Source organism: Pseudomonas rhizozeae, assembly GCF_031583775.1.
GTDB lineage: Bacteria > Pseudomonadota > Gammaproteobacteria > Pseudomonadales > Pseudomonadaceae > Aquipseudomonas.
This window is the reverse complement of the sequence record NZ_JAVLSB010000072.1, coordinates 124,914-144,319: the sequence shown is the minus strand read 5'-3', so window position 1 is coordinate 144,319 and position 19,406 is coordinate 124,914. Positions and strand designations below refer to the sequence as shown.

The following is a 19,406-nucleotide window of genomic DNA, read 5'->3' as shown; positions in this document are numbered from 1 at the left end:
GGTTTATTGGGCAGCAGTAGCCAGCTCGGCATCGCCGCGCTGACGGAAATTGATCAGGGTCACCACCAGCGCCAGGACCGCCAGGGCAGCGGCGGCCAACGGCACGCTGGTCAGGCCGTAGCCGTGGGCGATGACGCTGCCGCCGACCCAGGCGCCGAGGGCGTTGCCGATGTTGAATGCACCGATATTGAGGGTCGACACCAGGTTCGGCGCGGCTTTGCCGAAGGTCACCACGTTGACTTGCAGCGCCGGCACGGCGGCGAAACACGCGGTGGCCCAGAGGAACAGGGTGATTTCAGTCGGGATCAGCGCGACGCTGGTCCAGGTCAGCACCGTGGACACCACGGCCATACTGATGAACACGCCGATCAGCGTTGCCGCCAAGCCCTTGTCCGCCAGTTTGCCGCCGATGATGTTGCCGACGGTCAAGCCCAGGCCGATCAGCATCAGGGTCCAGGTCACGCCCCGTGGCGATACGCCGGTGACTTCGCCCAGCAGCGGCGCGACGTAGGTGAACAGGGTGAACACCGACGCGGCGAACAGCGCGGTCATGCTCAGCGACAGCCAGATTCCGGCGCCTTTGAGGGCGGCCAGTTCCGAGCGCATGTCGAGTTTCTCTTCATCACGCTTGGCCGGCAGGAAGCGAATCAGGCCGATCAGCGCGATCACGCCAATCACCGTCACCGCCCAGAAAGTCGAACGCCAGCCGGCCTGTTGGCCCAGCGCGGTGCCCAGCGGCACACCCAGCACGTTGGCCAGGGTCAGGCCGGTGAACATCAGCGCCACGGCCGAGGCGCGTTTGTTGGCTGGCACCAGGTTGGCCGCGACCACCGAGCCGATGCCGAAGAACGCCCCGTGGCACAGCGCGGTGACGACCCGGGCGAACATCAGTACGTTGTAGTCCGTGGCCAGGGCGCACAGCATGTTGCCAATGATGAAAATCCCCATCAGCACCACCAGGGCGGCCTTGCGCGGCAGTTTGGCGGTGGCCATGGCCATGAACGGCGCACCGATGGCCACGCCCAGTGCGTAACCGGTCACCAGCCAGCCGGCGCCAGGGATCGATACCCCGAGGTCCGCCGCCACATCGGGCAGCAGGCCCATGATGACGAACTCGGTGGTGCCGATGGCGAAGGCGCTCAGGGCGAGAATGAGTAGCGAGAGGGGCATTGTGTGGTCCTTTGTCGGCTGGCTGACGTTAAGGGTCAGAGCTGTTTACTGAAGGTGTTGAGAAATTCCTGGATGGTGTCTTCGTTGCGTTTGAAGAAGTGCCACTGGCCGACTTTGCGGCTGCTGATCAGGCCCGCGCGCTGCAGGGTCGCCAAGTGGGCGGAGACGGTGGATTGCGACAGGCCGCAACGCTGGTCGATCTGCCCGGCACAGACGCCGTGCTCGTTGCTGTGGATCTGGTCGGGGAATTCTACGGTCGGGTCTTTGAGCCAGTGCAGGATGTCTCGGCGCACTGGGTGTGCCAGGGCTTTTATGATGTCGTCGAGGTCGATGGGCATGGTCTGGGCTCGTGATGAGTGAAACGCTATATCGCGATGCGGCGAACTTTATATCGGTGGATCGCGATATACAAATATGAATTCGGAATGGAGAACGCATGAATCGGTATATCGGGTTATAACGATACAGGTGCCGGAGTGTTAAGCTGCGCGCCATGAATTATCTCGCACACTTACATTTGGGCGGCTCGCGCCCGGGCCAGTTGCTCGGCAGCCTCTACGGCGATTTCGTCAAGGGCCGGCTGCAAGGGCAGTTCGCGCCGGAGATCGAAGCGGCAATCCAGTTGCACCGGCGCATCGATGTGTTTACCGATCGCCATCCGTTGGTCGACGTCGCGTTGGCACGGTTTTCCCTCACTCGGCGGCGCTACGCCGGAATCGTTCTCGACGTGTTTTTCGACCATTGCCTGGCGCGGGACTGGACGCTCTACGCCGACCAGCCGCTGACGCACTTCACCACGGACGTGTACCGCGTGCTGTCCAGCGAACCGCAGTTGCCGGAACGCCTGGCCAGAATCGCGCCGCACATGGTGGCCAATGATTGGTTGGGTTCCTATCAGGAGTTCGAAGTGCTGGAGCAAGTGCTGCAAGGGATTTCCCGGCGCCTGACCCGGCCGGAAGAACTGGCCGCAGCCATGCACGAATTGCGCGGGTTGTATGAGCCGTTGAGCGAAGACTTCCGGCTGTTTTATCCACAGCTCCAGCAGTTCGCGCAAACGCAGCAGAGCTAAAAGTGGGAGCGAGCCTGCTCGCGAAAGCGGTAGATCAGTCGATGATGATGGCGACTGATTCAGCCATTCGCGAGCAGGCTCGCTCCCACAGGATTTTGCAGTGTCAGGCCGCAATCGCCGGCCGCATTGGCGCCCGTTGCGGCTGTGCCACTGCGCCATACAACGCCCTCTGCACCGCTTGCTGCGCTTCGAACGCCAGTGCCGCGCGCTCCCGGCCTTCGCAAGGGATGGGCGTGAGCACATGCACTTCGACATCGCCGCGATCGTTGGCGAACAAGCGCATCAAGTGCGACAGCAAGTCGTCGTCGCCAATGAACGGCGCCAGGTTGTCCACTTCGCCGTTGCGCAGGTAACGAATCGCCACCGGTTGCAGCATCACCTCGGCATCGATCGCCGCCGACAGCAGCCGACCGTGGAAGGTGCGCAGCGAACGGCCGTTAGTGGTGGTGCCTTCGGGGAACATCAACAGCGGATGTTCCTGCTGCAAATGACGGGTCATCTGTTTGCGGATCAACTGGCTGTCGCCCGAACCGCGACGGATAAACAGGCTGCCTGCCTTCGCCGCCAGCCAGCCCGCCACCGGCCAGGTGCGAACCTCGGCCTTGGACAGGAATGACATCGGCGTCAGCATGCCGAGCAGCGGAATGTCGGTCCACGACACGTGGTTGCTGACCCACAGCATCGGCTGTTGCGGCAATTCGCCGTGCACGGTCACGCGAAAGGGCAGGGCGTTGCTCAACCGCGCCATGAAAAACCGCGACCAGCGCTGCCGGCGAACCATCGAATGGGCAATGCCCAGGCGCTCGAACAGACCGAACACGCTGGCCATGCTCAAGCCCAGCGCTACCACCAGCAGCACCCGGGCAATGCGCGCGTACACCCGCAACCGGCTCATTACATCGCCGCCTTGAAGTGCTTGGCGTAGCGCGGGCACAGGTCGTCGCGCTTGAGCAGGATAAACACGTCGGCCACCTGGAAGTCCTCGTCCCAGCACGGCTCGCCGCAGATCTTCGCGCCCAGGCGCATGTAGGCCTTGAGCAGCGGCGGCATTTCAGTGATGACGTTGGACGGGATGTCCAGGGTCGGCAGGGGCTTTTTCGGTTCGGCGCGCAGGTGTTCGGTGCTCAGGTAGCGTTCGCGCAAGCGTTGCATGATCGCGTGGGCCTGGATGCCGCCGTCCTGCATCGGGATGCTTGCGCAGCCCATCAGGTAGCTGTAACCGCCTTCGTTGAGCACTTCGGCCAGTTCGCCCCAAAGCACGGCGATGGTGCCGCCATTGCGGTAGGCCGGGTCGACGCAGGTGCGGCCGATTTCCAGGATCGGGCCTTGCAGATGCACCAGGCCATGCAGGCTGAATTCTTCTTCGCTGTAGAACTGGCCCAGGCTGCTGGCGGCCGTGTGGTCGAGCAAACGAGTGGTGGCCACCAGGCGCCCGGTGTTCAAGTCACGCACGCCGATATGGGCGCAGTGAACATCATAGTCATCCATGTCCAGACCCCGTTCAGCGCCCTTGAGCTTGGCGTTGAACTCGCCGCTGAAGACGGTGAATCGCAGGGCCTGGGCTTCCTCCAGAGCCGCAGCGCCGATCAGGCGTTCGGCTTGCAGGCGGCGTTCATTGCCGGTGTCGCTGATGCGGGCGATCTGTGTCATTGCGAATCTCCGTGCGGGCGCTTGCCCGTCTTGGGCTACTGCCGATCGACTTTCTTTGTGACAATTTGTTGTGCAAAGTCAGGCTATGTAGCCCCGGTGTCATCGCCATGAAGCTTTGGTGATGCTTATATGACAGCCCTCGAGGAGTCTCTTATGCCCTGGCAAACCCTGCTCAACCGCCGCGAACGCCTGCCCGCCCACCCGGACCTCGGCGAAGGGTTCGCCAGCCTGTTGCAACAGTTGGGGCCGGTAACGCCGTTCGAGCTGGCGGTGCAGGGCGGGCGGATGATGGCGACGCCGGGGCTGGCGTTTCTGGTGGGTTACCAGGCGGCGTTGCGCATGCTCTGGCCGAGTGCGCCGCCGAGCCTCGGCGCCTTGTGCGCCACCGAACAGCGCAGCCTGCGCCCGGCGGACATGCAGACCCGCCTCAAGGATTTGCGCCTCAGTGGCCGTAAGGATTTCGTCACTGCCGGCGACGCAGCTGACTGGCTGCTGGTGGCCGCGCGCAGTGAAGAACCAGGCCAACCACCGCGCCTGAGCCTGGCCCTGGTGTATCCGGATGAACCCGGCGTCAGCGTGGAAACCCTGCCGCCCCTGGCGCTGATGCCGGACATCAGCCACGGCCGTTTAGTGTTGGAACACGCCGCCTGCGAGTTGCTCGCCGGCGATGGCTGGGACGCCTACGTCAAGCCCTTCCGCACCCTCGAAGATATTTACGTGCTGAGCGCTATAGGTGCCTGGTTGTACGGCGTGGCCCAGGATCACGCCTGGCCGCAGCCCTTGCAATTGCGCTTGCTGGCGTTGCTGGCGGGGTGCGCGGAAGTCAGCCGGCAAGCGCCGAACAACCCTGACGGGCATGTGTTACTGGGTGGTTTGTTTGCGCAGTTCGACGGGCTCAAGGCTGAGGTCGATCAATCGTTTGCCGCCGGGCCGCTGGAGTGGGCGCAGTTGTGGCAGCGGGATCGGCCGGTGATGGAGATCGCCGCAGGCGCGCGGGCCAAGCGGTTGGCCAAGGCTTTGGCATCTTCGTTGAACTGAAGGGCCTCATCGCTGGCAAGCCAGCTCCCACAGGGTTCCGTGGCATTCGTTAACTTTGTGGGAGCGAGCCTGCTCGCGAAAGGGGCCTGACAGGCACAGCCATTTTTGAAATGTCACAAAGCCCAACTAGGCTCAGCAAGTTCAACTCCCCCGAGCCCCGACCATGTTCAAAGGCCTGCCCCTGTTTCTGCTGCTGTTACTCAGCGTCACCGCCCAAGCGGAAAACTGGCCCACAGAAGAATGGTCTCAGCGCCCGACACCGACCAGCACGGCCTTGCAAGCCCTGGAGGATTACGCCTTCGCTCCCCGCGACGACACCACTCGCCAAGGCATTCGCACCGACGCCTTGCTGGTGATCCGCGACGGTCAATTGATCTACGAACGCTACGCCGGCCCGACCACCGCGCAGACCCCGCACCTGACCTGGTCGATCAGCAAAAGCCTGATGGCCACGGTCCTCGGCGTGGCGTTCGGCGAAGACCTGTTCAAGCTTGATGAGCCAGTCGCGCAATTCTATCCGCCACTGGCCAGGCATCCGACGATCACCATGGCCGACCTGCTGCACTGGGCCTCGGGCCTGGACTGGCAGGAAGATTACGAATACGCGCCGCTTAAATCTTCGGTGGTGGCGATGCTCTACACCCGTGGCCATGACGACATGGCGCAGTTCACCGCCAATCACTCCAGTTACAGCGCGCCGGGCCAGGCTTTTCGCTACTCCAGCGGAGACAGCAACCTGCTGTCGGCGGCCCTGAAAAGCCGCCTCGGCGCCGCGCGATACGCGGACTACCCATGGACCGCATTATTTGAGCCCCTGGGCATCCGCAGTGCGGTGTGGGAAAGCGACGCCACGGGGACGTTCGTTGCGTCGTCCTACGCCTACATGACCGCCCGCGACCTGGCACGGGTCGGCTTGCTGATGGCGCGCGGCGGACGCTGGGGCGAGCGGCAATTGCTGCCCAAGGCCTGGGTCGACTTCAATCTGCAACCTTTCGAACACTTCCAGGCCGGCCAGGACGCCGTCGTGCCGGGCGGCCACTGGTGGCTCAATCGCAGCGCCGACCCCCGTCTCAAACCCTGGCCCGATGCCCCGCCCGACACCTTCGCCGCCCTCGGTCACTGGGGCCAGGCGCTGTACGTGATTCCCAGCGCCAACCTGGTGATCGTGCGCTACGCCGATGATCGCGACGGCAGCTACGATCATGACCAGTTGCTGAAACGGGCGCTGGCGGCATTCAGCGGGACGGTGCAGCCATGAGCCGCCCGGGGTTTGTTCGGCGTCATCCCTTCAGCACGGTACTCCTGCTTCTGCTGGCGCTGTTGCTCGGCTGGGTCTGGCAAGAGCGGGTGAACCTGCAAGCCTTCCCCGACATCATCGGCGCCTACACCGCCAAGGAATATTGCTCGTGCCGCTACGTGATGAACAACGACGTCGCCTATTGCCAGGGCTACGTTAAGCAGTGGGTGCCCGGCAGTCTGCTGGATGACGCCGACGGCAAACGGGTGACCGCCAGCGGCATGGGTCGCACGCACAGTGCGCAGTGGATCGGCGAGCGTCAGGGTTGTCGGCTGTCGCCGTAAGCCTCGCGTGTTGTCGCGATTGACAGTTTGCTTCCGGGCCCAAGCCGGTTAAGGTTCGGCACAGGTTTATCTGCCCCCGAGTGTGTATGTTCAAGCGGTCCCTTTCTCACGCCGTCGCCGGTCTGCTGCTGGCGGGCACCTGCCTGTCGGCTCAGGCCAATTGGTACCTGGACGGCGAGTCGTCGCGGCTGTCGTTCATCAGCACCAAGGATGCCAATGTTTCGGAAGTGCAGCGCTTTCTGGTGCTGCACGGCAAGGTCAGCCCCAAGGGCCTGGCGGAACTGGAAGTCGAGCTGGAGTCGGTCAACAGCGGCGTGCCGTTACGCGATGAACGCATGCGCAAGGAGCTGTTCCAGATCGATCAATTTCCCGAAGCGCTGATCAGCGCGCAGATCGACCTGCTGCCGATCAACGACCTCGCGTCTGGCGCGCAACTGGAATTGCGCTTGCCGATTACCGTCAAGCTGCACGGCAAGCAACACGAGTACAACGCCGAATTGCTGGCCACGCGCCTGGACGACCGGCGTTTCCAGGTGGTGACCCTGGAGCCGCTGGTGCTCAACGCCGCAGATTTCGATCTGGCGCCGGGTCTGGAACATTTGCGCAATCTCGCCGGCCTGTCGGCCATCAGCTTGTCGGTACCGGTGGGCGCGGTGCTGATTTTTACGGCGCGCTGACATGGCCGGCTCGATTTTCCCGTGGCGCGATGGCAATCGCTTCGAACTGCTGATCGACGGCCCGCAGTTCTTTCCGCGCATGCTGGTGGAAATCGCCCGCGCCGAACAACAAGTGGAATTGGAGTTGTACCTGGTGGAGGCGGGGGCCTGCGCCGAGACGATGGTCCAGGCTCTGGTGCAAGCCGCCGAGCGCGGGGTGCGGGTGCGTTGCCTGTTCGATGATTACGGCAGCCTGGCCTTCACCCTGAACCTGCGCAACCGCCTGACCGATGCCGGTGTGGAGCTACGTTTTTACAACCGCTTGAGCTGGAAGCGCTGGGTGCGCAATTTGTACCGCGATCACCGCAAGCTGCTGCTGGTGGATCAGCGCCTGGCGGTGGTGGGCGGCACCGGGGTCACCGATGAGTTCTGGACGCCGGGCGAAGACACCAGCCAATGGCACGAAGTGATGGTGGAAATCGTCGGTCCGCTGGTGCTCGACTGGCAACTGCTGTTCGACCGCCAGTGGCTTGCCAACCGCCACCGTCGCGCCTGGAAACCCGCCTCGCACTTCGGCTTGCCGCGCCTGCCACGGGTGCCGCCCATGGGCGAGGGCATGGGCCGGGTGGCCTACGCCGACGCCGGGCAGCACCGCGACATTCTGCAATCGCTGTTCCGTGCGCTGAACAGCGGCCAGCGGCGGATCTGGCTGGCGACTCCGTACTTCCTGCCGACCTGGAAAGTCCGCCGCTCCCTGCGCAAAGCCGCCGCCCGTGGTATCGACGTGCGCCTGCTGCTCACCGGCCCGCGCACCGATCACCCGTCGGTGCGTTACGCCGGGCATCGCTATTACCCGCGGCTGCTCAAGGCCGGGGTGAAAATCTTCGAATACCAGCCATGTTTCCTGCACCTGAAAATGGTCCTGGTGGACGACTGGGTGAGCATTGGATCGTGCAATTTCGACCACTGGAATTTGCGTTTTAACCTGGAAGCCAACCTCGAAGCTCTCGACCCGGCATTGACCGAGGCCGTCGCCGCCAGCTTCGAAAAAGACTTCGCCCTCAGCCAGCAAGTCAGCCTCGACGAATGGCAACGCCGACCGCTGTGGCGCCGCATCAAGCAGCGGGTGTGGGGCTGGGTGGATCGGCTGGTGGTGAACGTGCTGGATCGGCGGAACTGACACCCTCCAATGTGAGAGCGGGCTTGCCCGCGAAAGCGGCGGCACCTCCAACATCCATGTGCCTGACAGGCCGCATTCGCGAGCAAGCCCGCTCCCACAGTGTCACCGGCGTTCGCACATGCTGTGTCCGACGCAAAGTCCTGTGGGAGCGGGCTTGCCCGCGAAGACGGCGGCACATCCAATATCAATGTGCCTGGCAAACCGCATTCGCGAGCAGGCTCGCTCCCACAGGTTTTACGGTGTTTTTGGTCTAGAGCAACTCAAAACTCTGCTGTGTGACGTCTCGAGAATCGAGGCCGATCTGTACGTTGAATTTGCCGGGTTCGGCGGCGTATTTGAGTTGGGCATTGAAGAACTTCAGGTCGTCTTCGGTGATGGTGAAGTGCACGACTTTCTGTTCGCCGGCCTTGAGCAGCACCTTCTGGAAGTTTTTCAGTTCTTTCACCGGGCGAATGATCGAGCCGGTGACGTCCTGGATGTACAGCTGCACCACGGTTTCGCCGTCACGCTCGCCGGTGTTTTTCACTGTCACGCTGGCGTCGAGCTTGCCGGTCTTGTTCAGGGTGGTGGATGACAGCGCCATGTCGCTCAAGTTGAACGTGGTGTAGCTCAAGCCATATCCGAACGGGTACAGCGGCCCGGTGGTGTCATCGAAATACTGCGAGGTGTAGTTGCCCGGTTTGCCCGGGGTAAACGGCCGGCCCACGCTCAGGTGATTGTAGTAGGTCGGAATCTGACCCACCGAGCGCGGAAAGCTGATCGGCAGTTTGCCTGACGGGTTGTAGTCACCGAACAGTACATCGGCGATGGCGTTGCCGCCCTCGGTGCCGCTGAACCAGGTTTCCAGAATCGCGTCAGCCTGTTCGTTTTCATCAAGGATCGACAGCGGACGGCCGTTCATTAACACCAGTACCAATGGCTTGCCGGTGGCTTTCAGGGCCTTGATCAACTCCCGCTGGCTGGCCGGAATATTCAGCTCGGTGCGGCTCGACGATTCGTGGGACATGCCACGAGACTCGCCCACCGCCGCGACGATCACGTCCGCCTGCTGCGCGGCTTTCACCGCTTCGTCGATCAGCACCTGCGCCGAGCGCGGGTCGTCGACCACTTCCGGGGCATCGAAGTTGAGGAAGTTGAGGTAATCCAGGACCTTCTTGTCGCCAGTGATATTGGCGCCGCGCACGTAAGTCAGCGACGCATCGGCGCTGAGGGCGCGGGTCATGCCGTCGAGCAGGGTTACCGATTGCGCCGGCCGGCCGGCGGCGGCCCAACTGCCCATCATGTCGATCGGCGCCTTGGCCAGCGGTCCGGTCAGGACGATTTTCGCGGTTTTCTTCAGCGGCAGGGTTTGGTTGCTATTCTTCAGCAGCACCAGACTGCGACGGGCGACGTCGCGGGCCTCGGCACGGTGCAGGCGGCTTTCCGAATAAGTGTCGGCCGGATCATCCTCGGCCTTACCGATGCGCAGGTATGGGTCTTTGAACAGGCCCATGTCGTACTTGGCGTCCAGCACCGCCCGCACGGCGTTGTCGATGTCGCTCTGCTGGATCTCACCGGATTTCAGCAGGCCTGGCAGTTCCTTGCCATACAGCGTGTCGTTCATGCTCATGTGGATGCCGGCCTTGATCGCCAGCTTCGCCGCTTCACGACCGTCGGCCGCGACGCCGTGCTTGATCAGTTCGAAGATCGCGCCGTGGTCGCTCACCGCCAGGCCTTTAAAGCCCCACTCTTTGCGCAGCAGATCGTTCATCAGCCAGGTGTTGGCGGTGGCGGGTACGCCGTTGATCGAGTTCAGCGCCACCATCACGCCGCCGGCGCCGGCATCAATCGCCGCGCGGTAGGGTGGCAGGTAATCCTGGTACATCCGCACCGGGCTCATGTCGACCACGTTGTAATCGCGACCGCCCTCGACCGCGCCGTACAAGGCGAAGTGCTTGACGCTGGCCATGATGCTGTCGGCGGCGCTCGGGGTGGCGCCCTGGTAAGCCTTGACCATCACTTTGGCGATGCGCGAGACCAGATAAGTGTCTTCACCGAAGCCTTCGGAGGTCCGGCCCCAGCGCGGGTCGCGGGACACGTCGACCATCGGCGCGAAGGTGATGTCGAGGCTGTCGGCGGCGGCCTCCTGGGCGGCAACGCGCCCGGAACGGCCGATCGCGTCCATGTCCCAGCTCGACGCCAGGGCCAGGGGGATCGGGAAAATCGTGCGGTGGCCGTGGATCACGTCGTAGGCAAAGAACATCGGGATCTTCAGCCGGCTGCGCATCGCGGCATCCTGCATCGGCCGGTTTTCCGAGCGAGTGATCGAGTTGAACGTGGCGCCGATGTTGCCTGCGGCGATTTCCTTACGGATCATCTCGCGGGGCATTTCCGGGCCGATGCTGATCAGGCGCAACTGGCCGATCTTCTCGTCGAGTGTCATCTGCTTTATCAGGTTGCTGATGAAAGCGTCCTTGTTCTCCAGCGGTACCGAGGCGGTCTCGGCCCATACCGCGTGACTGGCCAGACTGACGAACAGGCCCAGCAAACACAGCTTCTTCATGAATAGTTTTCTCAAAAGCCTAAACGACACAGGTGAATTGCATCGGTCAGCCAAAATTTAGGGAGCGTCTATTGTTGTTCAGGTGTCACAGGCGTTGATGCGCCAGACTTCACCGTTATGTCGCACAACACTTATGTCGCCGGGCAGTGCATTGGCGCTGGGCATCTTTTAGCCCATTGGCTCGATGCAATCCAGTGGCGGCGGCAGATTATGCCTCACGAGTCAGACTTTGCGCTCGCGCGCGAGGTTCAACGGAATGTGCAAGGGAGCTTCAAGCAAATGAATCTACGACATCACTATCGCACCGGCCTGCAAATGCTGGCGCTGGTGTGGCTGGGCAGTGTGTTGGCCGGTTGCGGGATCAACAACATTCCGACCCTCGACGAACAGGCCAAAGCGGCCTGGGGCCAGGTGCAGAACCAGTACCAGCGCCGTGCCGACCTGATCCCCAACCTGGTGGAAACCGTCAAGGGCTACGCCGCCCATGAACAGGCGACCCTGACCGCAGTGGTCGAAGCCCGGGCCAAGGCGACGTCGATCCAGGTTGACGCCAATACCCTCGACAACCCAGAAAAGCTCAAGCAGTTTCAGCAGGCCCAGGATCAATTGACCGGCGCTCTCAGCCGTTTGATGGTGGTCTCCGAGCGCTATCCCGACCTCAAGGCCAACCAGAATTTCCTGGCGCTGCAATCGCAACTCGAAGGCACCGAAAACCGCATCGCCGTGGCGCGCCGCGACTTCATTCTGGCGGTGCAGAACTACAACACCGAAATCCGCACCTTCCCCGGCCGCTTGTGGCACAGCGTGATGTACAGCAACCTGCCAATCCGCGAGACCTTCGAGGCCACCAGCGCGGACGCCGATAAAGCGCCGCAGGTGAAATTCTGATCACCGTTGCGGCACGGACGAGGTGGCCCATGCGCACACTAAGGTCGGGCCTGTTGCTGATAGTGATGCTATTGGCCACGCTGGCCCAGGCGGATTTGCAGTTCCCGCCGCTGACCGGCCGGGTAGTGGACAACGCGCAGATGATCGAGCGGGCGGCGCGGGCGCAACTCGATCAACAGTTGCAGGCGCACGAAGCGGCTACCGGCGAACAATTGGTGGTGGTGACCTTGCCCAACCTGCAAGGCGCGGAGATTGCCGACTTCGGCTATCAGTTGGGGCGCCACTGGGGCATCGGGCAGAAAGATAAAAACAACGGTGCATTGCTGATCGTGGCGCGGGACGAGCGTAAGCTGCGCATCGAAGTCGGCTATGGCCTGGAAGAGCGGCTCACCGACGCGCAGAGCTCGGTGATCATCAATCAGGTCATCACCCCGGCGTTCAAGAACGGCCACTTCAGCAAAGGCATCAGCGACGGGGTCGCGGCCATGCTGGTGGTGCTGGGCGGCAACCCGCTGGACGAACCCTCGACCATTTACGAACCCAGCGGCGCAGCGGACGACGATTTTATCTCGCGGCATCCGGGGCTGATGGTGTTTCTGGTGATGCTGTTCATCCTGACCATTTTCGTCCTGCAGATGCTCGGCCTGTTGCCCGCCGGACGCGGCGGCTCGGGGGGCAGTGCCGGCGGCTTCGGCGGTGGCGGCGGCGGATTTGGCGGCGGTGGAGGCGGGGGCTTCAGCGGTGGCGGCGGCAGTTTCGGCGGTGGCGGTTCATCCGGCGGTTGGTGATGGTTTGAATAATAACGAGCAGGCACTTAACAACATGGCATTACTGACGGAACACGAACAACGCCAGGTCGCCGAGGCCATCGCCCGGGTCGAGCACGAAACCGACGCCGAACTGGTGACGGTGCTGGCAGCCCGCGCCGACGACTACACCTACATCCCACTGCTGTGGGCCAGCCTGCTGGCGTTGGTGGTGCCGGGGGTCGTGCATTACCTGACCGGCGCGCTGACCATGCACAGCCTGCTGCTGGCGCAATGGCTGATCTTCATCGTGCTGTGCCTGGTGTTCCGTATCCCGGCGATCACTTCGCACCTGATCCCCCGCGCCGTGCGTCATCGCCGCGCCTCGAACCTGGCGCGCCGGCAGTTCCTCGAACAGAACCTGCACCACACCGTCGGCAGCACCGGGATGCTGATTTTTGTCTGCGAGGCCGAGCGCTACGTGGAAATCCTGGTGGACGAGGGCATTTCCAGCCGCCTCGACAACAGCACCTGGGATGCCATCGTGTCGGCGTTCACCCAGCAAGTGAAACAAGGCCAGACGTTGCAAGGCTTCGTCAACTGCATCGAAGCTTGCGGCGAGTTATTGAAGGTCCATGTGCCCGTAACACAAGCGCGCAACGAACTGCCGAATCGCCTGGTGGTACTGACCTGATTCACCGCTTGTTCAGCGAGGGAGTTTCTGTGGCGAGGGAGCTTGCTCCCGCTGGGCTGCGCAGCAGCCCCAAATTCCCCAGACAGCACCACCGGTAAATTAGCCCGTGCCCTCACGGCGCATCCCCCCTAAAATACCCGGCATTCCCGCTCCGCCCCTCCGAGGCCGTTCGTTCATGTCCGTCACCGCAACCCCCGCCAGCCTCGCGCCGGATCATCACGCGCAGTTCATCGAGTTGCTGCAAACCAGCCTCGACGCCAACGCGTTCATCAAACTGGTGCTGGCCAAATACGTAGGCGAAGAAGCGGAGTTGCAGCGGATCATCATCAAGCAAGTCACGGTCAAGGAGCAGCCCTGCCTGTCCTTCGTCTACCGCTATAAAACCCGCGACATCACCAAGAACCTGCCGCTGGCCGAGGCGGTGGCAAGCATTGCCGCGCTGCTGCCGACATCGTTCAAAAATGCGCATTTGCTGTCATTGACTGACGAAGCACAGCTCGAATACAGCAAAAAGGGCAAGTCATCGCTGTTCAAGAGCAAACCCCAGCAATTGCGCGAAGTGCCGTCCGCCGAGCACAACCGCGAGAAAAACCGCTTTCTCGACCTGAACCGGCCGTTCCTCACCGACCTGGGCGTGACCAACCAGCAGCATGAGCTGATCCCGGCGATGTCGCGTAAGTGGAAGCAGATCAACAAGTTCATCGAAGTGTTCAGCCATGCGCTGACCACCTCACCGTTGGCGCTGGATAAACCGGTGCGGGTGGCGGACTTCGGTTCCGGCAAGGGCTACCTGACGTTCGCCATCCACGATTACCTGCGCAACACCTTGCAGGCCGAGGGCGAGGTCACCGGCGTCGAGTTACGCGAAGACATGGTCAGCCTGTGCAACGCCGCCGCCGCGCGGCTGGAGCATCCGGGCCTAGTGTTCAAGTGCGGCGACGTACGCAGCGTGGCGCCAAGCGAGCTGGACGTGATGATCGCCCTGCATGCCTGCGACATCGCCACCGACTACGCCATCCACACCGGCATCCGTTCCGGCGCGGCGATCATCATGTGCTCGCCGTGCTGCCACAAGCAGATCCGCCTGCAAATCCAGAGCCCGGCGCTGCTCAAGCCGATGCTGCAATACGGTTTGCACCTGGGCCAGCAAGCGGAAATGGTCACCGACAGTCTGCGCGCGCTGTACCTGGAAGCCTGCGGCTACGAAACCAAAGTGTTCGAGTTTATTTCCCTGGAGCACACCAACAAGAACAAGATGATCCTGGCGGTCAAACGCGCCGAACCGGTCGACCCGACTCAGCTTTTGGCGAAAATCCAGGAACTGAAGGACTTCTATCAGATCACCGACCACTGCCTGGAAACCCTGTTGAAGGCTGACCACTTCCTCTAAACCGTGTGGGAGCGAGCCTGCTCGCGAAAGCGGACTGACAGCCGATGATGATGTCGCCTGTTACTGCCCCTTCGCGAGCAGGCTCGCTCCCACATTGCCTTTTACAGCGGTCTTTCGTCCGAGCATCACCGTGACAATCACCCCACAGGCAAACAGCCAGGTGATCGGCTCGATGTGTTCACCAAAGAACAGTGCCGAAAACGCGATGGTGAAGAAAATCTGCAACAACTGGATCTGACTGACCCGCGCGATGCCGCCCATGGCCAGCCCGGCGTACCAGGCGAAGAACCCGATGAACTGCGAGAACAGTGACACGTAAGCAAAGGCCCACCAGGTCTTGGCGGAAATTTCGCCGTGGTGGTTCAGCGCCAGATAGGTCACCGGCCCGATCAACAGCGGCGTCGACAGCACCAGCGCCCAGCAGATCACCTGCCAGCCGCCCATTTCCTTGGCCAACCGGCCACCCTCGGCGTAACCCAGGCCCCCCACGGCGATTGCCCCGAGCATTAGCAAGTCACCTGCTTGAATATGCCCGGCGCCGCTGATCAGCGCATAGCCCAGCACCAAAGCACTGCCCAGCGCGGCGCAGGCCCAGAAGGCTTTTGACGGTCGTTCATGGGACAACCACGCGGCGTAGAGGGCCACGCACAAAGGTTGCAAGCCGTTGACCAACGCGCCGTGGGACGCCGGCAAGGTCTGCATCGCCCAGGCTGACAACACCGGAAAGCCCAGGATCACCCCGGCAATCACCAGCATCAGGCCTTTGATTTGTGCCCAATTCGGCCACTTCTCCCGGCGCCACAACAACAGCAACGCTGCCGGCACCGCTGCGAACAGTGCCCGGCCGAGGCCGTTGAGCAAAGGGTGAATTTCCTGCACGACAATGCGGGTGAAGGGCAGGGTCAGGCTGAAAATGATCACGCCCAGCAGGCCCAGGGCCATGCCAGTGTTTTCGCGGGAGGACGACATAGCGGTAACCAGAATCGAAGGGTGGCAGTCAGGCTGTCATCTAGCCACAAACCACCGCGATGCCGCTGTTACAGCTAAGCGCAGAGTTATCCGTACAGTTCGCAGGCACCTGTGGTGAGCCGTGAGGCAAATCCACTGTGGGGGCGGGGCTTGCTCGCGAAAGCGGTCAATCAGTCGCCCTCTGCGGCGACTGATTGCCCCTCATCACGAGCAAGCCCACACATGTTTTGGTGTGCCGATCGATCAGCGCAAGCCGTCCAGCAACCCTTGCAACTGCGCGCGGCCTGCTTCGCTCAGCGGCGACACCGGCAGGCGTGGCACGCCAACGTCGAGCCCGGTCATGCCCAGGCCAGCCTTGATCGTCGCTGGTAAACCGCCCTTGAGGATGAAGTCCAGCACCGGCAACTGACGGTAGAACAACTCCCGCGCCAGGCCCAGGTCATTGGCCAGTGAAGCCTGATACAGGTCGAGGTTGAGTTGCGGAATCAGGTTCGGCGCCGCGGTGCACCAGCCTTTGGCGCCGGCGGCGAAAGCTTCCAGGGCCAGCGGGTTGCAACCGTTGTAGAACGGCACCTGGCCTTCGCCGAGGCGCTGCAACTGGTGCATGCGCTGGATGTCGCCGGTGCTCTCCTTGACCATGGTGACGTTTTCCACGGCTTTGAGAATCCGCAGGATCAGGTTCACCGACATATCGGTGCCGCTGGTGGCTGGGTTGTTGTAGAGCATGATCGGCACGCCGATCGCATCGCCGATGGCGCGGTAGTGAGCGAGGATTTCGTCTTCGCTGAGCTTCCAGTAAGAGGTCGGCAACACCATCACCACGTCGGCGCCATGAGCCTCGGCGAAACGCGCCCGGCGCACGGCTTTGGCGGTGGTCAGGTCGGACACGCTGACGATGGTCGGCACACGCTTGGCTACGTGCTTGATGCTGAATTCGGCAACCTGGTCCCACTCGCTGTCGCTCAGGTAAGCGCCTTCGCCGGTGCTGCCCAGCGGTGCGATGGAATGCACGCCGCCGTCGATCAGGCGGTCGATGGAGCGGCCGAGCGCGGGCAGGTCGAGACCTTCGCCGTTAGCGCCGAACGGGGTGATGGTGTAGCCGATGATGCCGTGGATAGTAGGCTTGGACATGGTGTGTCTCCGGGGAAAGGGGCTGGGAAATCAGTTCAGGCAATCGGCGTGTTGGCGCAAGTTCTGCCGGGCGTAGTAGTTGAACGCGGCGGCGTGGCGCTTGGGCTTGGCGATCCAGTCGTGCGCTTCGCGGCCCAGTTCCGGGATGATCGGCTTGATGGTGCCGGCAGCCATGGCCAGCAATTGCAGCTTGGCGGCGCGTTCGATCAACTGCGCGATCACGCAGGCTTCCTCAATGGTGGTGCCGGTCGACAACTGGCCGTGGTGCGACAGCAGAATCGCGCGCTTATCGCCCAGCGCGCCGGCGATCAGTTCGCCTTCCTCGTTGCCCACCGGTACGCCGGGCCAGCCTTCAAGAAACGCACAGTCGTCGTACAGCGGGCAGAGGTCCATGTGGGAAATCTGCAACGGCACTTCCAGCATCGACAACGCGGCCACATGCGTCGGGTGGGTGTGGATGATGCAGTTCACATCCGGCCGCGCGCGGTACACCCAGCTGTGGAAACGGTTGGCCGGATTGGCCATGCCGTGGCCTTCCAGCACTTCCAGATCTTCGTTGACCAGCAGCAGGTTGCCGGCGGTGATCTCGTCGAAACCCAGGCCCAGTTGTTGAGTGTAGTAAGTGCCCGGTTGCGGGCCACGGGCGGTGATTTGCCCGGCCAGGCCGGAGTCGTGACCGTTTTCAAACAGAATCCGGCAGGTCAGGGCCAGCTTTTGCCGGTCTGTCCACGTATTATCCGCCAGCGTATTTTGCATCTGGCTCAGCGCTTGCTTGACTAGTTGCTCTTTGGGTAGTGCTAATGTCTTGGCCATATCGGTGTCCTCAGCAGCATTGAAAGGGACGTCGGTTTTGCGTTTCACCGACCGCTCGCAACGTTGTGGGTGAATGCAAATGACACTAAAGAGACTATATGACACAAAGTGTCATTAGCAAGCATCAATTGTCGCTTCCTTGATGGAATAACCGCTGCGCATGTCTATCCGTTTGAAATTACTCAGAAAAAAACTTGGCGTAACCTTAGAGTCGCTGGCGGAAAAATCCGGCATGACCAAGAGTTACCTGTCGAAGGTCGAACGCGGGCTGAACACCCCGTCGATTGCGGCCGCGTTGAAACTGGCCAAGGCGTTGAACGTGAAGGTCGAGGAGCTGTTCTCCGAAGACAACGTCAGCCTCGATAGCTACAGCCTGGTGCGCAGCAGCGAACGCCAGTCGCTGGCGGCCAACGACCAAAGCCCCGGCTACGCGGTGCTGGCCCACCAAGTGAGCGAGCGCAGCCTGCTGCCGTTCATCATCTACCCGCCGTTCGAATTCGCCGACAAGACCTTCAAAGAACACTTGGGTGAGGAATTTCTGTTCGTCCACGAGGGCCAGGTGGAGGTGGACTTCATGAATGAGCGGGTGCTGCTGGAACGCGGCGATGCGCTGCACTTCAACGCGCAGAAACCCCACCGCATACGCTCGGCGGGAGAAGTTCAGGCGCAATTGCTTGTAGTGGTGCACAGCACCGAGGAGTGAGCCGCGGCTGGCTCTTGATCTTCGTGGCGAGGGAGCTTGCTCCCGCTGGGCTGCGCAGCAGACCCAACAATCTCACTGCCCATAACGACCCGGGAGTGCTTCGCCCTCCAGCGGGAGCAAGCTCCCTCGCCACAGGAAACCGGCCAGTCTGCCCGCCCTATACCTCAACCGGCACCGCAAGTGTCGGGCTGCCCAATGCATGGCTCTTCGAATCAAAAAACCGCAACTCAATCCCGGTGCTTTCAAACACCTTGGCGTAGTGACGTTTCTGCGCCTGGATAAACCCCTTGCTGCGCGGGTTGATCGAGATCGCCAACACCTTCGGCCGGGCCAGGCGCAAGGCGTGGACGATGTGGCTGTCCTGCGTGCCGAGGGCCTGGCCGAACAGGCACAGACCGTCGCCATGGCCGAGCAACTGGTCGTAGCAGAACGACAAATAGTCCGAACTGCGGATGGTCTTGAGCTTGTCCTGGGCCGGGCCCTCGTTGACGAACAGCGGCACGTCGTCGAGGGTCTTGATGGTGTTGTTGATCGCGAAACTGCCCAGCAGCGTGCCTTCGGTGGAGGGCAACTTGCGCGCGGTGCCGTCCTGGTTGCGCACCAGGTGCAGGCCTCCGTGCAGGTACAACAAACGCGGTTTTTCGCTGGTGCAGTCACTCAAGTCAAAACTGCCGTCGGCGCCATGGAACAAGTCCGTCACCGCGCCGGCGTCGTGCTGGATCGCCCAGTAATTGAGCAAGTCGTAATTGGTGGTGAACACCGTGGCGTAACTTGCCAATTCCCGGTTGATCGTCGCCAGGGTCGAGGCCTGCACCAGTCGCCACGGGATGTGCACCGCGTGCACGGTGTTGATCAGCGCTTCCTTGATCGCGTAATAGCGGTTGCGCGGCGCCGCCGAACTGACCGCCAAGGCCTTGTTCACTCGGCTGGTGGCTTTCAGCGCGCTCAGCACCTGCTCGAAACTGCGGGTCTGCAGCGCATCGAACACACTCAACTCGGATGGGCTCAACGGTTTTTCTTCTACCGTGCGCGCGTTCTCGAACAGCGAGTCGTAGCCAAAGTCGTCCCACACCGCGCGGCTGGCACCGTTGCCCAGCAGCAGGCCGCTGAACGAAGTGCTCTGGCGCAACACCGTCCAGTCTTCGAGTTGGGCATCAAAATCCTGGAAGTCGGTCATTGCTTGGGC

At 62.2% G+C, this 19,406-nt stretch carries 20 protein-coding genes; 11 read left to right on the top strand and 9 right to left on the bottom strand.

The features are described 5' to 3' along the window. Positions 1-3: 3 nt before the first annotated feature. Together RG836_RS25560 and RG836_RS25555 are read right to left on the bottom strand one after the other, a co-directional pair. Positions 4-1,170 (bottom strand): MFS transporter, encoded by a 1,167-nt coding sequence (locus tag RG836_RS25560; protein ID WP_310850518.1) that lies wholly within the window; start codon positions 1,168-1,170, stop codon positions 4-6. A gap of 35 nt (positions 1,171-1,205) precedes the next feature. After that, a complete protein-coding gene (locus tag RG836_RS25555; protein ID WP_310850517.1) occupies positions 1,206-1,508 on the bottom strand; it encodes an ArsR/SmtB family transcription factor in 303 nt (100 codons plus the stop codon). A gap of 155 nt (positions 1,509-1,663) precedes the next feature. Here RG836_RS25555 and RG836_RS25550 point away from each other — a divergent pair, with 155 nt between their 5' ends. Continuing rightward, positions 1,664-2,239, top strand: coding sequence for an acyl carrier protein phosphodiesterase (locus RG836_RS25550; RefSeq protein WP_310850515.1), 576 nt, complete (start codon positions 1,664-1,666; stop codon positions 2,237-2,239). 103 nt (positions 2,240-2,342) lie between these two features. Here RG836_RS25550 and RG836_RS25545 read toward each other — a convergent pair whose 3' ends face one another. Continuing rightward, positions 2,343-3,134: a lysophospholipid acyltransferase family protein gene (locus RG836_RS25545; RefSeq protein ID WP_310850514.1), complete on the bottom strand. Its 792-nt coding sequence runs from the start codon at positions 3,132-3,134 to the stop codon at positions 2,343-2,345. After that, complete coding sequence (gene olsB, locus RG836_RS25540) at positions 3,134-3,889, bottom strand: L-ornithine N(alpha)-acyltransferase (RefSeq protein ID WP_310850512.1); 756 nt, start codon at positions 3,887-3,889, stop codon at positions 3,134-3,136. Before olsB ends, RG836_RS25545 begins: the two co-directional genes overlap by 1 nt. A 153-nt stretch (positions 3,890-4,042) precedes the next feature. On the opposite strand from olsB, the gene RG836_RS25535 reads away from it, so the two are divergent. From RG836_RS25535 to RG836_RS25515, 5 genes are all read left to right on the top strand, one after another. Further along, a complete protein-coding gene (locus RG836_RS25535; RefSeq protein ID WP_310850511.1) occupies positions 4,043-4,927 on the top strand; it encodes an acyl-CoA dehydrogenase family protein in 885 nt (294 codons plus the stop codon). 163 nt (positions 4,928-5,090) lie between these two features. Next, positions 5,091-6,185: a serine hydrolase domain-containing protein gene (locus RG836_RS25530; protein WP_310850510.1), complete on the top strand. Its 1,095-nt coding sequence runs from the start codon at positions 5,091-5,093 to the stop codon at positions 6,183-6,185. After that, a complete protein-coding gene (locus RG836_RS25525; protein ID WP_310850509.1) occupies positions 6,182-6,508 on the top strand; it encodes an amidase in 327 nt (108 codons plus the stop codon). Before RG836_RS25530 ends, RG836_RS25525 begins: the two co-directional genes overlap by 4 nt. Positions 6,509-6,594: 86 nt before the next feature. Next, complete coding sequence (locus RG836_RS25520) at positions 6,595-7,185, top strand: YceI family protein (protein WP_310850508.1); 591 nt, start codon at positions 6,595-6,597, stop codon at positions 7,183-7,185. 1 nt (position 7,186) lies between these two features. Continuing rightward, positions 7,187-8,344 carry a phospholipase D-like domain-containing protein gene (locus tag RG836_RS25515; RefSeq protein WP_310850507.1) on the top strand — a complete coding sequence of 386 codons (1,158 nt, stop codon included), beginning with the start codon at positions 7,187-7,189 and terminating at the stop codon, positions 8,342-8,344. A 250-nt stretch (positions 8,345-8,594) separates the two neighbouring features. On the opposite strand, the gene bglX is transcribed toward RG836_RS25515, so the two are convergent. Beyond that, entirely contained in the window at positions 8,595-10,886 is a 2,292-nt protein-coding gene (gene bglX / locus RG836_RS25510) for a beta-glucosidase BglX (protein WP_310850506.1), read from the bottom strand. Positions 10,887-11,165: 279 nt separating this feature from the next. Here bglX and RG836_RS25505 point away from each other — a divergent pair, with 279 nt between their 5' ends. The 4 genes from RG836_RS25505 (at position 11,166) to RG836_RS25490 (ending at position 14,604) form a co-directional block, all read left to right on the top strand. Then, positions 11,166-11,774, top strand: coding sequence for a LemA family protein (locus RG836_RS25505; RefSeq protein ID WP_310850505.1), 609 nt, complete (start codon positions 11,166-11,168; stop codon positions 11,772-11,774). Between the two features lie 29 nt (positions 11,775-11,803). After that, positions 11,804-12,562 (top strand): TPM domain-containing protein, encoded by a 759-nt coding sequence (locus RG836_RS25500; protein ID WP_310850504.1) that lies wholly within the window; start codon positions 11,804-11,806, stop codon positions 12,560-12,562. Between the two features lie 34 nt (positions 12,563-12,596). Further along, positions 12,597-13,214: a TPM domain-containing protein gene (locus RG836_RS25495; protein WP_310850503.1), complete on the top strand. Its 618-nt coding sequence runs from the start codon at positions 12,597-12,599 to the stop codon at positions 13,212-13,214. A gap of 175 nt (positions 13,215-13,389) precedes the next feature. Continuing rightward, positions 13,390-14,604, top strand: a complete 1,215-nt coding sequence (locus tag RG836_RS25490) for a class I SAM-dependent methyltransferase (RefSeq protein WP_310850502.1) — start codon at positions 13,390-13,392, stop codon at positions 14,602-14,604. 60 nt (positions 14,605-14,664) lie between these two features. On the opposite strand, the gene RG836_RS25485 is transcribed toward RG836_RS25490, so the two are convergent. The 3 genes from RG836_RS25485 to RG836_RS25475 all read right to left on the bottom strand — a co-directional run bounded on the left by RG836_RS25485 (position 14,665) and on the right by RG836_RS25475 (position 17,517). Next, positions 14,665-15,573 carry a DMT family transporter gene (locus RG836_RS25485; RefSeq protein ID WP_310850501.1) on the bottom strand — a complete coding sequence of 303 codons (909 nt, stop codon included), beginning with the start codon at positions 15,571-15,573 and terminating at the stop codon, positions 14,665-14,667. A 243-nt stretch (positions 15,574-15,816) separates the two neighbouring features. Further along, positions 15,817-16,704: a dihydrodipicolinate synthase family protein gene (locus tag RG836_RS25480; RefSeq protein WP_310850500.1), complete on the bottom strand. Its 888-nt coding sequence runs from the start codon at positions 16,702-16,704 to the stop codon at positions 15,817-15,819. A gap of 30 nt (positions 16,705-16,734) precedes the next feature. Further along, a complete protein-coding gene (locus RG836_RS25475) occupies positions 16,735-17,517 on the bottom strand; it encodes an aldolase (RefSeq protein WP_310850498.1) in 783 nt (260 codons plus the stop codon). Between the two features lie 160 nt (positions 17,518-17,677). On the opposite strand from RG836_RS25475, the gene RG836_RS25470 reads away from it, so the two are divergent. After that, complete coding sequence (locus tag RG836_RS25470) at positions 17,678-18,220, top strand: helix-turn-helix domain-containing protein (protein WP_310850496.1); 543 nt, start codon at positions 17,678-17,680, stop codon at positions 18,218-18,220. Between the two features lie 157 nt (positions 18,221-18,377). Here the strand turns inward: RG836_RS25470 and RG836_RS25465 are convergent, their stop codons facing one another. Beyond that, positions 18,378-19,397, bottom strand: a complete 1,020-nt coding sequence (locus RG836_RS25465) for a DUF4917 family protein (protein ID WP_310850494.1) — start codon at positions 19,395-19,397, stop codon at positions 18,378-18,380. Positions 19,398-19,406 lie beyond the last annotated feature (9 nt).